The organism is Streptomyces sp. CA-106110 (genome assembly GCF_050936285.1).
Lineage (GTDB): Bacteria > Actinomycetota > Actinomycetes > Streptomycetales > Streptomycetaceae > Streptomyces.
Window position 1 is genome coordinate 372,782 of record NZ_JBNJNB010000002.1, and the last position, 18,030, is coordinate 390,811.

At 67.8% G+C, this 18,030-nt stretch carries 10 protein-coding genes and 3 pseudogenes; 5 read left to right on the forward strand and 8 right to left on the reverse strand.

From position 1 onward, the window contains the following. Window positions 1-20: 20 nt before the first annotated feature. The 4 genes from ACQEXA_RS59440 to ACQEXA_RS59455 all read right to left on the reverse strand — a co-directional run bounded on the left by ACQEXA_RS59440 (window position 21) and on the right by ACQEXA_RS59455 (window position 7,971). Complete coding sequence (locus ACQEXA_RS59440; RefSeq protein WP_433135045.1) at window positions 21-3,683, reverse strand: hypothetical protein; 3,663 nt, start codon at window positions 3,681-3,683, stop codon at window positions 21-23. A 517-nt stretch (window positions 3,684-4,200) separates the two neighbouring features. Further along, window positions 4,201-5,721 carry an ISKra4 family transposase gene (locus ACQEXA_RS59445; RefSeq protein WP_433135046.1) on the reverse strand — a complete coding sequence of 507 codons (1,521 nt, stop codon included), beginning with the start codon at window positions 5,719-5,721 and terminating at the stop codon, window positions 4,201-4,203. An 81-nt stretch (window positions 5,722-5,802) separates the two neighbouring features. Next, window positions 5,803-6,291 carry a hypothetical protein gene (locus ACQEXA_RS59450; protein ID WP_432922887.1) on the reverse strand — a complete coding sequence of 163 codons (489 nt, stop codon included), beginning with the start codon at window positions 6,289-6,291 and terminating at the stop codon, window positions 5,803-5,805. Between the two features lie 399 nt (window positions 6,292-6,690). After that, window positions 6,691-7,971 carry a competence protein CoiA gene (locus ACQEXA_RS59455; RefSeq protein WP_433135047.1) on the reverse strand — a complete coding sequence of 427 codons (1,281 nt, stop codon included), beginning with the start codon at window positions 7,969-7,971 and terminating at the stop codon, window positions 6,691-6,693. A gap of 151 nt (window positions 7,972-8,122) precedes the next feature. On the opposite strand from ACQEXA_RS59455, the pseudogene ACQEXA_RS59460 reads away from it, so the two are divergent. Next, window positions 8,123-8,203: pseudogene (locus ACQEXA_RS59460) on the forward strand (transposase); the annotation flags it as partial. Then, complete coding sequence (locus tag ACQEXA_RS59465) at window positions 8,197-9,510, forward strand: hypothetical protein (RefSeq protein ID WP_433135548.1); 1,314 nt, start codon at window positions 8,197-8,199, stop codon at window positions 9,508-9,510. The pseudogene ACQEXA_RS59460 and the gene ACQEXA_RS59465, both read left to right, overlap by 7 nt. Window positions 9,511-9,576: 66 nt before the next feature. Here ACQEXA_RS59465 and ACQEXA_RS59470 read toward each other — a convergent pair whose 3' ends face one another. The 3 genes and pseudogenes from ACQEXA_RS59470 to ACQEXA_RS59480 form a co-directional block, all read right to left on the reverse strand. Then, window positions 9,577-10,788 (reverse strand): hypothetical protein, encoded by a 1,212-nt coding sequence (locus ACQEXA_RS59470; protein ID WP_433135048.1) that lies wholly within the window; start codon window positions 10,786-10,788, stop codon window positions 9,577-9,579. Continuing rightward, window positions 10,785-13,394, reverse strand: coding sequence for a hypothetical protein (locus tag ACQEXA_RS59475; protein ID WP_433135050.1), 2,610 nt, complete (start codon window positions 13,392-13,394; stop codon window positions 10,785-10,787). The genes ACQEXA_RS59470 and ACQEXA_RS59475 overlap by 4 nt, the downstream gene beginning before the upstream one ends. A 275-nt stretch (window positions 13,395-13,669) precedes the next feature. Continuing rightward, a pseudogene (locus ACQEXA_RS59480) lies at window positions 13,670-13,909 on the reverse strand (transposase); the annotation flags it as partial. A 161-nt stretch (window positions 13,910-14,070) separates the two neighbouring features. On the opposite strand from ACQEXA_RS59480, the pseudogene ACQEXA_RS59485 reads away from it, so the two are divergent. After that, a pseudogene (locus ACQEXA_RS59485) lies at window positions 14,071-15,150 on the forward strand (integrase core domain-containing protein). Window positions 15,151-15,285: 135 nt separating this feature from the next. Next, window positions 15,286-15,678, forward strand: coding sequence for a hypothetical protein (locus ACQEXA_RS59490; protein ID WP_433135514.1), 393 nt, complete (start codon window positions 15,286-15,288; stop codon window positions 15,676-15,678). A 342-nt stretch (window positions 15,679-16,020) separates the two neighbouring features. Here ACQEXA_RS59490 and ACQEXA_RS59495 read toward each other — a convergent pair whose 3' ends face one another. Then, on the reverse strand, window positions 16,021-16,326 hold the full coding sequence (locus ACQEXA_RS59495; RefSeq protein WP_433135051.1) for a hypothetical protein: 306 nt from the start codon (window positions 16,324-16,326) through the stop codon (window positions 16,021-16,023). Between the two features lie 455 nt (window positions 16,327-16,781). Between ACQEXA_RS59495 and ACQEXA_RS59500 the strand changes: the two genes are divergently transcribed. After that, the gene (locus ACQEXA_RS59500) at window positions 16,782-18,029 is read left to right on the forward strand and encodes an ISL3 family transposase (protein WP_433135053.1); all 1,248 of its coding nucleotides are present in this window, start codon (window positions 16,782-16,784) and stop codon (window positions 18,027-18,029) included. Window position 18,030 lies beyond the last annotated feature (1 nt).

The window sequence follows — 18,030 nt, forward strand, 5'->3', positions numbered from 1 at the left end:
TCGTCGAGGAACTCGTCTTCTCAAGCAGCCTCAAGCTGGCGGTGGGCGAAGACGATGTCCCGTACTTTCTGTACGGCGGCTGGAGCGATACGGGCCAGCACTGGCAGGGCGTGGTACCAGCCATCACCGGCAAGCGCGTCGGCGGTGAAGGTCAGTACCGCCTGCGCTGTTTGTGCGGTGTTGGGGGGCAATTGGGACAGGGCGAGGGAGTGGAATATCTGGGTGAAGGCGGTTTCAGCGGATTCCGAGACCGCCCGCAGGCCTGGCGGTTGGCCGGTCAGGTAGCCGGCCACGGCCGCAAACGCCTCCGCGCGGTCGTATGGGACGTTGAGACTGTTCGCTGATTCTCGGGCAGCGCCCAGGTCGCCGAAGGCCGCGTGAGCGATCGCGATGGCACCGGTCGGCAGCCCCCACGGCGGAATGCCCGCCCAGCTGCGCTCCAACGTCGCCAGTGTGCGCTGGGCCTTCGCGCGCTGTTCAGGAGCGTTCAGGAGGAGCAGGACGAGGAAAGACTCCGCGCCCGGATGCGTCTTCGAGGCTTGGAGCGTGGCCCAAATCTGGTCTACTGCCTCGCGAAGCCGATCGCCGCTCTGCGGGTCGGCGTCACCGAGGGCGGCGAGGAGCTCGGCAAGCTCGGCGATATGTCCTCCCCGCTGCCACAGTGAGGCATCTGCGGCCAGGAGGCGTTCAAGCTGACGGTCGATGATGCCTGCGGCGGTGGCCGGGTCATGAGAGCGCAGTCCGGCCGCGACGGCTACGAGCGCGCGTCGCTTCCTGTCGCTGCCCGTGTTGTCCGTTTCCTCGGCGAGCGACAGGGCGCGGTCGTGTTCGCCGGCGTAGGCCAAGGCTTGTGCGGCGGCGCCCTTCGCATCGCTCACCTTCATGCCGGGAGCGCCGTCGAGGAGGGAGAAGTTTCCGGCGCCTTCAAGGTTTGTCGTGCCGTCGGCGGCCTCGTGCGCCAACCGTCGTGCGTCAAGGCGATACCCTGCCGCGGTAGTCGAGACAGCGGTCGCCGCAAGTGCCTGCACCCGTTCGGCGGGATCCTGCAGAGTGCGGGCCAACTGCGCACTGTCAGCGTGCCGTCCCATGGCAGCCAGTGCCGTGCACAGGGTGATCAGCCAGGTCTCGCGTGGCCCTACGACAGGTTGGGAGGATCCAAGCGCTTCCAGGGCCTGGTACAGCCGATGGTTCGCCTCGTCCGTCTGGTTCTGCTCCGCGAGGCGGCATGCCTGCTCGGCCAGTGCCTCCACGGAAGGTTCCTCGTCTGCAGAGTCATTGGTATCGGCGATCACGGCGCGAGCACGAGCGAGTGTGTCCATTCCGAGTGCGGTGTGCCTTGCCTCGGGCACGCTCGCTATGAGGTGGCGGGCTTCGTCCACGCAGTCGGTGTCCGCCAAGGCCCGCGTCACACGGGTGAGCATGGGGCTCAGAAGTATGGTCAGGTCCGCCGCGTCGTCGCTCGGCAGCGCTTCGGGATCGCGCAGCGCAGCCCTAAGACGCCGTGCCGCTTGCTGGGCCAGGGTATGCGCCTGTTCAGGGTGTTCTGCAGCCAGAGCCGAGGCCGCTGCGGCGTCGACCACGCAGGCCGGGAGGCTGGCGGGAAACGTCTGTGTGTACTGGGTGATGCGTTCATACAGCCGGGCGGCTCGTGTGGCGTCGGCAGCGGCGGCGACGCCGGCCCATGCCCTCACGGGTGCGCTCGGGTCGGGCGGAGAGTCGGATGCCACGTCGTCGGCGTGCTGTTCAGCCTGCTCCAGCAACTCCTCAGCTAGCACGGGATTTCGCGGACGGGCAGCGAGGGCTGCCCGCGCAGTCGTCAGGGAGGGTAGGGTGACATCCCCGTACGACGCCGGAGAGCGGAGCGAACTGAGCAGTTCGCGTCCCTGGTGGTAGTCGCCGACGGCGATCAGCGCCACGGCGGCTTCCGCTGTCGCCTCTTCGGCCTCGTCCTCGTCCCCGCTCGGGGGAGCTGATTCCGCGCGGGCTCGCTTGGCCCACCGCGCGGCGTCCCGCGCCGCCTGGACGGCATGCTGGTCGCCAGCACTCACCAGGGCCCGCGCCACGTTCGCCAAACGGACGGCTTTCCCAGCGGGATACGGTGCCAGAAGCGCGAACTGCACGGCGCGTTGTTGATACCCGAGATGAGCGAACGCCACGGGAAGGCCAACCGGGAGGGCCCGAGCCCATTGGGTCAGCATGGTCCGTGAAGCGGCGAGCCCGGCCAAGCCCGTCAGATCGACCGGGCGTCGGCGCCGGATCATCTGGGCACTCAGCTCGATGTCGGAGAACGCCGCATCGAGTGACGCGCGCCCCAGCAGAGCCTGCTGGCGACGCGGGTCGAGGGCAATCGCGGTCAGCCGCTCGCTGTCGTTAATGCTGTGCAGCATGCGCGGGTAGTCGTAGAGCAGATAGGCGGGGGTGTTGGCTGGCCAGCCCTTGGCGCGGTACCTGTCCGCCCAGGCATGCAGCTGATCTTCGAACTCGGTCACGTCGCCCAGGGCGGCGTGGGCCTCTCCGCGCAGCTCTTCGTGCCCTAGCGCGAGGGGACGCACGCCAACGGACAAGTCTGGGACAAGGATCTGGCCGTGACTGCCAGGGATGAAGCTCCGGCCGGTGATCTCGCGCAGCCGCCGGTCGACCCGATAGGGGCGTATCCCGACAAGCTGGGCCAGGTCCGCTGCTGTCAGGCTGCCGCGTGCCGCCACCAGGAGGCCGAGGAGGGGAACTCCTACTTGCTCGTCCTCAAGGAGACGGTGCAGCTCGCTCCGGGCCATGGTGCTGATGTTGGTGGCGTGAGGCGAGTGGGCAAGGGTGCGGATAATGTGCGGAGTGCGGAGGGGGTGGTCGTGGGGCACGTCGTCCGGGATGGGCGGGTTGGGTCGGCCAGTGACCACAATGCGCATGCCCGCCGGGGGATTCCGCGGCAGCAGCGCGGCGATGCTCTTTCTGCTGGATGCGGCTCCGTGGTCCTCGTCCAAGCCGTCCACAACGAGCACTAGGCGCCGACCGCTGTATTGGCAGGCCTCCGCGGCGGCCTGGCAGAGGGCTGGGAAGTCCTCCGGGCGGACACCCGCAGTCCCGGAGTCCTGCCCGGCAAGGGAGGCCAGCTGCGGCAGCACTGTCTCGAGAAATCCTTCCCGGTCGTTGCGGCCCAAGCGATCGGTGATGAAGTAGCTCACGATCTCCACGTCGGCCGGCTGGTGCCGGAGCACGAACTCGGAAACCAGGGCCGACTTCCCAGCCCAGGGGGCCGCCTGCCACCACATGTACGCGGACGCGCCGGGGAGGTCCGCCTCGACACAGAACGCGGTCAGCTCCCGCAGCTCGTCTTCCCTGTCCAGCAATCGAGCAGGCAGGATGTGTTGCTCGATCCAGGCGCTGTACCCGCCAGAAGCAAGCTGGCCCAGTGCCGCAGCCGCCGAGTCAACGGCGACGGCTGGGGCGGTGGGGCAGCAGAAGGCATCGGCTGATGCGCGGCCGAAAAACCTCATCACGGTGCTCGGGTGCTCGTAGAGCATGTCCGACAGCTCCTGACGCCCCCACAGGCCAATCGACAATTCGCCGTGTTTCGTCCTCAACTCAGCGAGCCTGTTCACCACTTCGGTGTCGTTGGTGTCGTCGGACGTCACGATAACCAGGTCCCTGGCGCCGAACGGCCGGCTGCCCGAGGCGTACTTCTCCACCGCTCGCTCAAGGACTCGGGCGGTGAACCTCACATAGTTCTTCGCCTGGTAGACACGGGTCGGGGCGCCGGGGCAGAAGCCGACGATGTCGATGCCGTCCTGCGACTGGCCAGGACGGCCGTAGCGCCGCGCCTCACGGCCCTCGACCTTGCGCACGATCTCGGTGACCAGCTTCTCGAAGTTGTCCCACCCGATCTCGTGGACATTCAGCTGGTTCGGGGCAGTCGTCACCAGCGGCGGAGCGATTCCCTCGGGTGGTGCCCCAAGGGGATGGGCGTCATCAATGGCCTCCCAGCCTGGCGCAGGGCTTTCGCCTTCGGCCGTGTCCCCCATCGGTCACCTCAGACGCACCACTCGCAGTCGGATGTTCGCGAGGCCCATTCTGCCGGACGGCACCGACAGCGTCGCGTCCGCGCACAACAGCGCCTCGTGATGTGCAAGGGTGCAGCCGTCCTCCCGGCGACCGCCAGCATAGAGACTCAGATGGGTGCGGATCCTTCTGAGGGAAGGTTGTTGATCAAGTGCTGGGTTGGTTGTGGTGCTGGTCGGGGTAGGTGCGCTGATGCTCGCGGGTGTGGTGGTAGGCGAGGTAGGTGTCGAGGTCGCCGTTGGCGTGGACAGCGCGGAGTTTGAGGACGGCTTCGGCGCTGGCGAGGCCCCAGCGGGCTCCGGTGATGTCGAGGCGGTCGCCCACGAGGTGCCGGCACGCGCCTTCGACCGATCCGGTCGCGATGGGCCAGCCCTTGTCCAGTGCGGTGTCGTAGCGGAGCTGGTCGAGGTGGCCGGACAGGTAGCGCGCGCAGGTGTCGACGCTGTCCCGTTTCGCCCCGGTGAGCTGTTCCTTCTCGGCCCGGGCGGTCATCTCGCCGGCGACGCGGGCGGCGTGTCCGTGCAGGATCGCGGTGAGTGTCTCGGCGGCGAAAGTCTCGGCCTCCAGGCTGCCGACAGGATGGAAGGCGTGCGCGGCCGTCCACGCGTACTCGGCGACATGGACGAAGTCGATCAAGATGTGGATCTTGGCGTTGCGGCGCTGTGCTTCGGCTTCGACGAGGTCGAGTTGGTGGCGGGCGCCGTCGACGAGGACGAGCCAGGGCCGGTGATGGCCCGGGTCACGGTCGGTGGCCTGGGTGAATGCCTCGGCGATCACGTCGTCGGGGTCGTGGATCAGGGAGGCGGTGCACCACCGGTTGACCGCTTTCGGGCCGGGCCGCACCGTCCGCAGGCGGGTACGGCCGCCGGGTGGGTGGACGATGTCGTGCGGACGGCGCTGGGCGGGGTGGGTGTCGTGGACGCAGGCGATGGTCGCCATGCGTTTCCGGTTCGGTTTCTCGCCCGGTGCGAGCCGCGCCTGCCTGCCCTGCCGCTTCTTTGCCTCGGCCGCGCGGCGGGTGGCCTCGCGTAACGCTTCGGGCCGCATCACCACCCCCTTCTGGTCGACCTGGATGACCAGCGGCATGTCGGCCGTGCACGGGGAGGCGATCTTGTGGTGGTAGAAGGCGTCGATGTCGGCGGCGGCCTCGACGGTCAGGCTCTCGGCCCGGCGTTTGCCCAGTACCGGCCCGCACCGGTCGGTGATCGCCGCGACGGCCTGCGCGTAGGAACCACGGACCGCCTCGCGCACGGCGAGGCGTTTGACGCCGTGGCTGTGCTGGCCGCGTGGCAGCGACAACTGGGCGTCGGCCGGGTGCACGTTCGACAGGCCCCGGCTCCGCCAGGCGCACCGCGTCACACTCACCGTGCCGAACAAGCAGGTCAGCTGCCGGGCATGCCCCCTCTCGCGGTACGGCCGCACCTCGCGGTCCGGACCGAAGACCGCCCGAGGCGGCGGCGCCTGCTCTTCACGGGCCGCCCGCAGGTCGAGGTGGTCCTGGAAGAACCGGCGCAGGATCTCCCGGCCATCGGTCTCGATCAGCTGTTCCACCGCGGCATGGTCCAACTCGGCGGTCTCGGGTGCCGACAGCCGTGCTGCCAGCGACTCCACCGCTTCCATCGAGCAGGCAAACGGGTCAGGGACATCGTGGGTGTCGTAGCGTTCCATCCGGGCTCTTCTTCCGGCCGTCGTTCCTGGTTGGCACCTACGACGGTAGGAAGAAGAGCCCCTTGACCACCGGGAGTTGGCTCACCGCACCGAACCGGTCGCCGTCCTTCCGGCCGACGCGGTGAACAGTGCGGGTGTCTGTTCGTCCAGCCAGCCCCGCTCGACCAGCCGCTTCAGTTTCGACCGCGTCCCCTCGATCTTCGACGTCTGCGCGGGCAGGCCGATCCTCGGCACGACCTGCTTCGCCTGCACCGGCTCGGGCCCGTCGTCGATCACGCCCACGATGTCGCGGTAGACCGCAGGGAGATCCGCGCTGCTCATCCCCTCCCACCACACGGTCACCGTCTGCGCTCCCACCACCCGGCCCCCGCCCACCGGCTCGACCGCGTCCACGGCCACTCCCTCAGCCGCGAGTTCCTCCAGCGTCTCCCGCGTCACGGTCAACCGTTCCAGCCGGTCCCGCTCAGCCTCCAACCGCACGGTCAACACGGCGATCTCCCGCTCGAGTTCCTCCACCCGGGACCGCACCGCCGCCTGCCGAGCCTCCAGTTCCCCGATCAACGAGCCCATCCGGCACCGCCTCCTCTACCCGCACGGTAGAGACGACAACACCCCACCCACACCCAGATCAGCAAAACCCCAGTTCAACCGTCCCCCGAGAGGATCCGCACCCGACTCAGATGGGCCCGAATTCTCTGCGCTCGAGCCGTCACTGGGGCCGCTTTTACCGGTCCACGGCGGCCCGGACGGCGGCCGTGTCGATGGCGAGCAGGCTTGAAGAACTACGCAATCACCAGGGGGCGTCCGGCTTTGCCGTCAGGATCCAGACCGTGCCAAGCCCCTCCACTTGCCGGCGCTTCGATCAGGCGTCGGCGAGACTTCCCCTTGCCTAGCTCAGCGCTCTGCGACTCTGGGTCCGAAATCGCTCCACCGCTCGCCAGTGACCATGAATCCCCGCCTGTCGCCCCCTCAGGACCGGGGCGGCATTGCCGGGGAGGTCGGGGCGATCTTGACGGCGTCGGTGCGGTAGCCACCGATCGGCCGGTACTCCTTCTTGATGTTCCGGGCATCGTTGAAGTACCGCTGGCTCGCCTTGTTCGGGAAGAGCAGCAGAAGTTCGGTCATAAGGCAGAACGCGTCAGCGCGAACCCGCTTGGGGTCTGGGTCGAAGACCGCGACCGGAACGCCCTCCTCGTCTACAAGAGGTACACCGCCGGCGTACCGGGGGTCGCCGGTGCTGTAGCCCGCCGTTGCGGTAATGCCATGCTCCTCGGCGAGCTTCGTGAGGGCCTCGTCGATCCCCCGGCGGAAATGCAGGGCCATCTCCCGGCGCCAGGCACCAGCTTGGTGGGTGCGTGCTGTCTGCTCGACCGCGGCCGCTTCGGCCAGAGCCTTCGCCCGGGCGGCCGCATCCTTGGCGCGGGTCGCGACCCGCGCCTTCTCCAGCTCGGCCATGCGGGCTTCGTCGGTGCGGCGCCGCCGCTCCTCCTCAAGGAGATACGCGTCCTCAGCCCGAATGCACTGCGGCGTCGTCCACACCGTAACAAGTGCCCGCTGCCGGCATCCCAGCAGGGTCCGCGGGACGTGCGGGACGACGCGGCGGGCAAACACCCAGGCCAAAAACTGGCTCAGGGAGGTTGTGACCGGGCTCCAACCTCTCCCCTCGAACTTCACCAGGCCCTCGGCGACAATGAGGTGTTCCTCGCCGTTGGGCCGTGACAGGCGGACGGAGGGGACGGTGCCGAGCCAGGGCGGACTGGGCCGGTCGCTGAACCAGATCGACGTGACGCCGTCAGCGCGCATCTTCTCAGTACGGGCGGTGATGTCGACGTCGGTGATCGGCGCGAGCTGCGCTTCGAGTGCCGTCGACCAGGCCCCTCCATTGCGGTCGGTGGCCAATACGTCCGCACGCCATTTGCCGTCAGGCCCGCGGGCTTCGAGCTCAGCGCGCGCGCCAGCGTCTCGCGCGGCGTTCGCCAGCTCCAGTTTTCCGACTGTGGAAGCGTTCGCATTGGCTATGAGCACTGGCTTTGCGTCGCGGGCAGCACGTCCGTGACGCGCCTCCGATAGGTTCTTCGAGGTTCGTGGATGCCGGACTGCAGGTGTGTCGAAAGGGATGAGCGTGTCTGGCGAGCGACTCGATTCGGAATGGGTGCGTGGCTGGTGCGAGCAGACCTCTTCAGCGCTCAGGGTCCTGATGTCGTCGTTTCTGGAGACACATCGGTTTCCTCCTGGTGAGAACGCCCTCACGCTCGCAACGGATGAGAGCCACGAGGCGACGGATACGCTGGTGGATCTGAGAGTGCGGTATGTGAACTTCCGTCCGCCTTGTCATCGCTCGATGGTGTGACGTTGGGGCATCGCTGCCGGTCAGGCGTTCGGGGTTCGCTTGAGTTGTGGCATGAGCATGCGCAAGCCGTACCCGAGTGATCTGTCCGACGAGCAGTGGGCGTTGATCGCGCCGGTGATCACGGCGTGGAAGGCCCGACACCCCTGTTCATCGGCCGGGCCCAGGAACGGGCCACGGTCTTCCGCACCGAGAAACGCCGGGACGCCGCGGGTAAGAGCTACCCGTGGATCGTGAAGACCACCGGCATGGTCAACCAGTACTACTTCTACTGCGTGGATGGCGACTTCGGTCCGTTCTTCCTGAACTTCTGCTCCTACTTCCCCTACAACGCCAAACTGTGCCTCAACGGCCACGAGTGGGCCAAGCGGCAGGCCACGAAGGCCGGCATCGGCTTCACCCCGTTGGACAACGCCTTCGCCGCGGTCGATGACCCAGCCGGTCTGCAGGACCTGTGCGACACCCTTGACGGAGCCCGCATCGACGCGCTGCTGAGGAAATGGCTCGCCGCACTGCCGCACCCCTTCAGCCCGGCCGACCGGGTCGCTGGCTACCGCTACGACCTGTCCATCCTGCGGGCCGAGTTCTCCCTCACCCAGATGCTCGACCGCCCACAATCGGGGCGGATCTTCTTCGAGCAGGTCATCCGGGACAACCTCGACCTGGGCCGCCCCGACCAGATCAGCCTCATCTTCGACCGGCGCATCTTCCACCGCGGACCACGTCCTACCCCGGGAACCTTCCGCACCCGCGTGCTCACCGACGGGGTCGTCCCCAGCCTGCACGTCGACTACAAGACCAGCCGGATCAAGCAGTACCACAAGGAAGGACGCGCCCTGCGCACTGAGACCACCATCAACAACCCGACCGACTTCCGGATCGGCAAACGGCTGACCAACCTGCCCGCGCTGCGGCAGATCGGCTTCACCGCCAACCGGCGCCTGCTCGGCGTCCAGCGACTCAGCCACGACCCGGCCCGAGGTGCGGAGGTCTTCTCCGCCGTCACCGACCCGAACCTCACCACCGAGGGCACCCGCATCCCCGGCCTGCGCTTCGCCGACCCCCGCGCCCAAGCACTGCTGCACGCCCTGCTGGTCTTCAAGCTCCTGCCCCGCGGATTCGCCAACCGCGACCTGCGCGCGTTACTCGCGCCTCTGCTCGGGAAACCGCCCGAGACCATCTCCGCCGGGCAGATGTCCTACGACCTGCGGCGCCTGCGCGCCCACGGAATCATCCAACGCATCCCGCGCACCCACCGCTACCAGCTCACCCCCGCCGGCCACGAGCAGGCCCTCTTCCTCACCCGGGTTCATGACCGGCTGATCCGCACCGGGCTGGCCGACCTCGCCGACACCGACCAGCCCACGGCACTCCGGACCGCCACCCGCGCCTACGACAAGACTCTGGACGACTACCTCCGACGAGCCGGACTAGCCGCCTGAACAGCCCAAACCTGCACCATCGCGCAAACTTGACCCGATCAAGACGGCTTCACCCGTCCAAGCCTCCTAGCCCAGCAGCACGACCGTGTAGCCGCCGAAGACCTGGCCCTGCTGGCTGGCGGTGACCCGGTAGACGTGCGCTTCGCCGGGCCCCGGCGCCTTGTCGCTCGTGGTGAAGGCGATCTGCTGATCGTCCCCGGTCACCTGGTGCTCGGCCGCGCCGCCGTTCGACGTGCCCCCGCCGATCGTCGTCGGCGGCGAGAGCAGCGCCGTGCCCGTGGGCGCCGCCTGGGCAGGAAACTGGCCCCGGGTGCCGGTACGCAGCTGGAGCCACGGCATTTCGTGTGGCGCCGCGCGGGCCACCTGGACCTGGGCCGGTTCGCCGTAGAGCGGGCCGACCTTGAGGGTGAGCGGTGCCATCGGCGTTGGCAGCAGCAGCGGCTCACCAGTCAGCCGGGCCGTCGCGTGGAGCCCGGCTCCGGCGGCGACGTGGATGTTGCGCTGGCCAATGTGCCGGTTCAGCGCCGCGTCCCAGGCGGGGGTGCCGAGCCCGTCGCTGGTCTCCTCCCATACGCGGACCAGCAGGCACTCGTGGCCGCCGTTGACGAAGGTCGGCACCCAGGCCGTCGGGCACTTGACGACCGCGTGTGCGCGGGCGCTGCCCCGGGCGCCCAGCGCGACCGACGCATAGCCGATCAGGTGCGCGCCCAAAGGCCCGATCCCGAGCGACGGGTCGCACCAGTAGAACTCGACGACGACGTTGGGCGCCGCTGCCAGGCCGAAGTTCCACACGTGCGCATACACCGTGTTCGGCTTCCCGGCCAGTGCGGTCTGCCCCAGCTCCGGCGGGACGGGCGGCGCGGTCGACGGCTCGACGCCCGCCAGGAGCAGGATGTCAGGGCTCTCCCAGAACGGGCCGACCACCGGCCGCGCGCCGAGATCACCGGCGTTGGCCCGCAGGAACAGGAACGGCAGATACAGATCGCCGCGCTGACCCGGCCACTGGTTCCCGGGCTGCGGCTTGAAGTCGCCCGGGGTGAGCCGGCCGCCGGGCACCTGACCGGTGGACGTACCGCAGTGGCGGCCCGGCCGGTTGGGGTTCTTCCAACCAATGGTGGTCCCGTCGGGAGGCTTGTGGCCACCGCCCCCGTCCCCCTTGCCGTGGTCGTGGTCGTGGTCGTGGCAGTGTTCACGGTCCCCGTGGTGGCATGCGCAGTCGCACCGGTGATGTTCGTGCCGGTGGCACCCGCAGCGGCATTCCCGCCGTTCCTCGGTCATGATTCACCCCCAGGCACGTCCTCGGCCCCAGGAACTTCCTCGACGACCCCGATCGGTGGCGGAGGCGGAGGCGGAGGCGGGTCGACGTAGTGCAACTGCATCGGCTCGTTGCCGAACGACTTCTTCCAGCGATTCTTGTCCAGCCAGGGCGCCGCGACGGGCAGCGCGTACGTGAAGCCCGGGTCCTCCCGATCGGTCTCCATCCCCCGGATCCAGTCCCAGGTCAGGTAGGCGTAGGCGCGGTCGGCGTCCAGGTTGAACTGCGTGGCGTAGTTGGTCCGGTTCGCCAGCCTTCCGATCAGGTACGCGGAGAAGGGGACGGGGTCGCCGAGTGGACTGCGCCCGAGGGGGCCCGTGCCGAGGGCGTCTTCGTTGATTTGGTCGGTCTGCCAGGGTGTCTGTGCGGTCTCGTAGCGGTGCCGGTACTCCGCGCTGAAGCCGCCGTTCGTACGGAAGAAGACCTGGTCCGGCGTAGTGCCCTCGGTATACGGCCCGGGGCGCAGCGGTTTGTAACCGCCCTTGGTGCTGGGGCCGTTCGGGTCGCACTTGCTCGGGTCGTAGGTCTCCGGGGGCGTCGGCGTGGGCGTGTTGTGGCCGCCCTGTTCGGTTTCGCTGAATTGTGGGTAGGCCCACGGGCGGCGGAATTCCCAGTCGTCGGGAGCCAGAGGCGAGCCGTCGGGCTCGCTGCCGTCCGCGTGGTACTGAAGCACCGGGTAGTACGGGTAGTTGCGGTCCCGGACGGAGTGACTGACCACGACGTGCTGGTCCTGGTCGAGGTTGCCGAACGCGTCGCCCGCGTCGGCCAGGGCCTGCCGGAAGGCGCCGTCGACCGTGCCGCCAAGGGTGATCAGTGGCAGGTCGATCTCGTTGGGCCACTTCAGCTCGCCGTTGTCCTCATAGCGTGCCTCGGCGTGCGGCATGAGGATCCCGCAGTGCGCCATCACGTCGTGAATCTTGGTGGTGACGTCCCAGACCCCCATCGCGATGTCGTGGAGCCGCATCCGGATGCCGTACGTGTACGGGCTCAGGAGGGCCTTGATCAGGTCGCCGATGAGCTTGATGACATCCCGGATCTTCTTGACAATCCACTGGACCAGCGCGACGAACATATCGCAGACGTCCTCGATCAGGATGCCGCTGTCGAGGTCGATGCCGGTGAAGTCCGGCGGTTGGAACAGATCCGTGAGGTCCGACAGCGGAGGGATGATGACGAAGTCAGGCACGCGTGGTTTGGGTAGTTCCCAACCGCCGTTGAAGTTCTGCTTGTAGAGCGTGATCATCAGCCGGTACGCCGTGGCGACCTCCCATGGCAGCGGGAACCCGGTCGGCACCGGGAACGGCGGCGGTGGCGCGATCGCGTCCAGCAGTTCCTGGAACGGGCGGTCCAGACCGTGTCCGGTCACCGACTTCACGACGTTGGTCAGCTTCCCCTGGTCGATCTGCCGCTGGTAGGTGTCCCCTTGGTAGATCAGGGGGTGCGGGTGGTGGTCGAAGGTGTGGATCAGCGCTGCGGTGATGGCCTCGGCCATCCACTTCGGCATCTCGCCGTCCACGTCGAGCTGCTTCTTGCGCTTGTCGGGGTCGTCCGACAGCGGGGACGGCCGCTGCTTGCCGCGCGGGCACTCCGGTGTGAGCTGCACTGCGAACCACAGGGCCGAGGATGAGAGTTCGGGGTAGTCGTCGGTCTTGCCCCAGGGGTCGGCCGGGATTGTGCCGCCCTCACCGCTCTGGGCGTAGTTCCAGGCGTCGATGTGGTTCTCGATCAGGTGATGGCGGGTGGGGTGGTCACGGTAGGGGCCGCCGCACTGCTCGTTAACGAAGGAGTGGGCGATCGTGTCCGTCCCCACGTGGACGATCCAGCCCATCGCATACGCGAGGAACTGCTCGAAGCGCTCCTCGCCCTCGTCCGTGCCGTCGCGCATCCGTTCGGCCTGATCGACCAGCGCCTGGCAGGTCGCCGACGTGCGCCGGTAGTGCGTCATGTCGCTCCAGAGGAACGACTGCTCGTCCCACCCCTTGGCGATCTTGGTGTTCATCAGGCCCCAGAGATCGGCGTAGGTCGTGATCCCCTCCACCCCGAGGGCCTCGATCTCGTTGAGCAACTGTTCCAGGGCGCCCTTGAATTCGCCCAGGACGCCGCCGGTCAGGTCATCGATGATCTCCGACGCCGCGTCGACCAGCGGGCCGATCGTCCCGTTCCACACGGCCACGAAGTCTTTCCACTTCTGCTGAAGCTTGATCAGGAATCTGAGGATCGACACCATCGGGCTGTTGACGTCCTGCAGGATGTCCAGCAGCGGCTCCCAGTGGTCCTCCTTCGCCGCGTCGAAGAAGTAGTACGTCGCCAGGGCGAGCATGATGTCGTCCGACCGCGGGCCCAGGATCGGGTTATTCCAGTCCATGGAGAAGAAGAACAGGTCCGGTCCGATCGCGCCGATCGCGGTGAATTTCTCCCACTTGCACATGATCCTGCCGCAGTACTCCGGGGTGTAGCCCTTGACTGCGTTGCTCCCCTTGCCCATGTCGGGCCAGTCCGTGAACTTGCCGCTGGCGAGCAGGTCGGCGACCCGGCGCGCGGTGTAGATGTGAGTGAAGTGACCAGGCATGGCAACACCTCCGCCGACGCGTGATGTGGCGCGTATCCCACCCGAAGGTCTCCCGTTCGGCGTACCGTCGCAGCGGGTTCGCCCACATCTCAGTACGTTTTAACGCGCTGACGCGGACGCCCGTACGGCATTAGCCTGACGCCACGTACGTGAGGTTCCCCCGAGATGCGGAGTGAGTTGACAGAGAGTCAGATGGTTCTCATGAGAGGAGTTCTGACCATGGCTGCCCCGAGGAAATATGGCTCTCTTGCCGTATTTCGTTTCCGTGGGTGGGTTCACGCAGGGTGACGGCCTGGTAGGTGGGGGCGGTGGCCGCCGAGGCTGAGGATGACGAGGGCGATGATGGCGTCGGCGGTGTGAAAGCCGAAGTCGCGTCGGATGATCAGGCGGGTCTTGGTGTTCGTGCTCTCGGTCAGTCCGTTGCTCATGCCGGTGGTCAAGGCGGCGCGGATCGCCTGATGGTGGCGGTGGATGCGGCGCTGGAGGTCGACGAAGCTGTCGATGCGGCAGCGGCGGTGCGGGTGCCGATAAATCGTCCACCCAGGTCGAGGCCTTGATCGACTGACTTCAGGCCGCGCTCGCCGACCACTCCGATGTCTTCACGTCCTGTGCCGCTCGAAAAGTCCGTCGCTGCGGGTGGCAGCGGTGACGGTTCGTCGACTGAGAGCATGACCGGGTGTTCGTGCGCCTGCTGTACAAGGTGACCCGGAAGTTGATCTCCTTCCCATCGGTACTACTCCGCAGCGATGCGGCGAAGGACGCCGAGTTGCTCGTACTCCGCCACGAAAATGCGGTCCTGCGCCGACAGCTGACCCGACCAGTCAGCTACGAGCCAGCGGACCGGTTCTGGTTCGCAGCCCTGTCGGGGCTGATACCCCGCCTGCGCTGGCGCCACGTTTTCCCGGTCACACCCGGCACCCTGCTCGGCTGGCATCGCAGGTTCATCGCCGTGAAGTGGGACTACAGCGCACGCAGGCGCACCGGTCGGTCGCCCACTACCACGGCGATCAAGAACCTCGTCCTGTAACTGGCCGGCGAGAATCCGCGATGGGGCCACAGGCGGAGTCAGGGCGAGTTGGCTCGGCTCGGGCACCGGATCGCAGCCTCGACAGTATGGGAAATCCTGCACGTAGCAGGCATCGACCCTGCGCCGCGTCGCTCCGGCCCGACCTGGCGTGAGTTCCTCACCGCCCAGGCCGAGGGCATCATCGCAGCGGACTTCTTCCACATCGACACCGCGCTCGGCAAGCGGCTGTACGCGCTGGCCTTCCTCGAGCATGGCACCCGGCGCCTGCACATCACCGGTGTCACTGCCCATCCGACGCGGGACTGGACGGTACAGCAGGCACGAAATCTCGCTGCAGACCTCGGCGTACGCATGGAGTCCCTGCGATTCCTCCTGCGCGACCGCGACGGCAAGTACGGCGCAGCGTTCGACGCGGTCTTCCAGGCGGAGGAGCGGGACGTGATCACGAGCGCACCCCGGGCGCCTCGGATGAACGCCCACTGCGAGAGAGTCATCGGCAGCATCCGCCGCGAGGTCCTTGACCACGTCCTCATCCTGAGCGAAGCGCATGTCCGACAGGTCCTTGCGGGCTACCAGAGCCACTACAACGGACACCGCCCCCACCAGGCCCGCAACCAGCTACCACCCGATGCCCAGGAACAGCCTGTTGCAACAGATGTCGGCACACACAAACTCCTGCGCACCCGCATCCTCGGCGGCCTCGTCAACCAGTACAGATACGCTGCCTGAGTGCAGCGACGACTTTTCGAGCGGCACAGGATGTCAGGCATTGGTTTGAGACTTTTGGGCCGACGCGCGCGCTCGTTGCCCTGCTCGTTACCTCCCTGCCGCCCCGATTTCTCCGCCTGCGAGAGTGGTCCCGTGATGCTGGATCCTGAGAACACTCTGTTCGTCCGTGGTGCCACGCCCGTGCTCCTGCTGGCCGACGCGCCCGTCCACGATGCCCTGCCGCTGCTGACCGCGTCGGACGAGGCGGTGCCCTTGTGTGAGGGGTGGAGCATCGTCCCTCGACTCACCCTGTGCGTCGTAGACGGACCTGGGGACCACGGACTCGTTGTCCCCGCTCTCGCTGCGCCGGTGGTCGAGGGCGCCGGTGGTGGCACGGCATCGAACGGCATGGGCGATTGGTGCGCGGATGCCGAGCAGGCCGGCGGAGCAGTCGTCCTGTCTTTGGACCAACTGCCCGAGGCGCTCGATTGGTCTGCCTTGCTGTCCTCGGGCACCGCCCGCGGTGGCTTCATGCCTGCGCTGGCCTGACGGCGGGATCGTCGGACTTGCGCAACCAGCATTCCGCCTGCTTGCTGAAGCGCCGGGAAGGGCGATCCGATCGTCCGCCCGACGCACAGATTCGGAAAGCCAACCGAGAGGGCTCTTCAGCCGACACCATGGGTGGCCTTGCAGCGGTCGCACTCCCGGCCCCGGCGGCGATGTGCGCCCCGAGGCCGCCGGTGTCCAGGAGGGACAGCCCGCCGGCGGATCTCCCCCACCGCCGGGTCCCCTCCCCCACGCGGGGTCCAAGGATGCTCCCGTCACACACCCGACTCCGGTCAGCTCCCACACCGCGGGCCGCTTACCCCGGCAGCAGCATCCGCCAGAAGATCAGGAACGGGCGGGCGCGACTAGCGCCAGCTGGTCCTTGATCCACGGGTCGGACATCGCCGGCCGCTCGGTTGCCGGGAGGGAGAACACCGCCAACTGGTCGGCGACCCAGGGATCGGTGCGCTGGTAGGCGATGCTGCGCGGGAAGGAGCGATGGCCGGCGTCGACCAGGGTGGTCGCAGCGGGGGCGTGCCCGGCCGCCCGAGGGGTGGCCGCCATCACAGAACCGCCGGCGCCCAACAGAGCGCCTGACACGACTACGGCGCAAACGCCGGTGGTCGCGATACGCCGCATCCGCTTGTTCATGGTCTTCCTCCTCGCACAGCCCATCGACCTGTGACCTCGGGTTCGTTGCTCAGGGCAAACATATGGAAATTGGTTGCTGCAGGCAAACGAAATCACCACGAAACCGGACTAAAACTTGGCAAAGACAAGTATTCGCGTGTGTAAACACGCAGGTGAGCGGCATGGTGCAGCGGGTGTCCGCCGCCAGACGGCTCTCACCGGGCTCTTCGACCGTCCCCCACACCGGTGCTTCCTGGGTGATCGGGAAGGGCTTGACCGCGCCCCGCTTGCCGCTGCGCACGGTGTCGTCCAATGGCGGGTCTTCGAACTTGAGCGGTGCGTCTCACCAGGGACGCTGACTGTTCGTCACGGTGGGTGATATGCGTGGCGGGACTGGCCCCCGGACGCAGGACGCCCGTGGTCCTGGTTGATCATTTCTGTTCTCTACGCAGAAGGATCATTGGGGAGCCACGGGCTTGGTCAACGATACGACGTTGCTGCTGGGTCTCGACGGGGTGTCCGTCGTGCGGGTCGAGTCACTGGCCGACGGGACGCGTCGGGTGCACCTGACCACGGCGGACGAGGCGGCGCGGGCCTGCCCCTCCTGCGGGGTCATCGCCTCCCGGGTGAAGGGGCCGGCGGTGACCCGGCCGCGTGACATCCCCTACGGAGAGCGTGGGTTGGAGTTCTTCTGGCACAAGCGCCGCTGGTGGTGCCGCGAGCTGGCGTGCCCGAGGAAGTCGTTCACCGAGAGTATTGCCCAGATACCGGCCGGAGCGCGGATCACCGCCCGGCTGCGCCAGGCGGCTGGGCGCCGGGTGCGCGATGCCGGCTCCACGGTCATCCAGGCTGCCCGCGACCTGCATCTGTCCTGGCCGACGGTGATGCGCGCCTTCCGTATATCGGCGCGCGAGGTCGTCGACGCCCCGCTGCCCAAGGTGACGGTGCTGGGCATCGACGAGACCCGGCGGGGCAAGACGAAGTGGGAGCAGGACCCCGAAAGCGGCAAGTGGCATCTGACCCGGGACCGGTGGCACACCGGGTTTGTCGACGCGCTGGGCCACGGCGGGCTGCTTGGCCAGGTCGAGGGCCGCGCCGTCGCCGACGTCCTGGCCTGGCTGTCCACCACACCGCTGACCTGGCGCAAGAACATCCGCCACGTCGCCATCGACATGTCGGCCACCTACCGCGCCGCGATCCGCACCGGCCTGCCCGACGCCACCGTCGTGGTCGACCACTTCCACGTCGTCCAGCTCGCCAACAAGATGCTCTCCATGGTCCGGCGCCGCACCACCGCCGAGGTCCGGGGACGGCGTGGACGCGCCAGTGACCCGGAGTGGAAGGCGAGGCGGCGCCTGCTGCGCAATCGCGAGGACCTCACCGATGAGCAGTTCGCGAAGATGTGGAACCCGCTGCTGGCCGAGGGGAAGATCGGCCGCGTCCTGCTGACCGCATGGATTGCCAAGGAATCCCTGCGCAACCTCCTCGCCCTGGCCCGCACCGGCGCCGACCGCCACCGCATCGGCCACGCGCGGTGGAAGTTCCTGACCTGGTGCGCGGACGCCGATATCCCCGAAGTCCGCCAGCTCGCCGTCACCGTCGACCGCTGGTGGACCGAGATCTCCGCGCTCATCGACACCGGCCACAGCAACGCCAAGAGCGAGGGGATCAACCGCGTGATCAAGCTCGTCGCGCGCGCCGCCTTCGGGTTCCTTGCATTTTGAG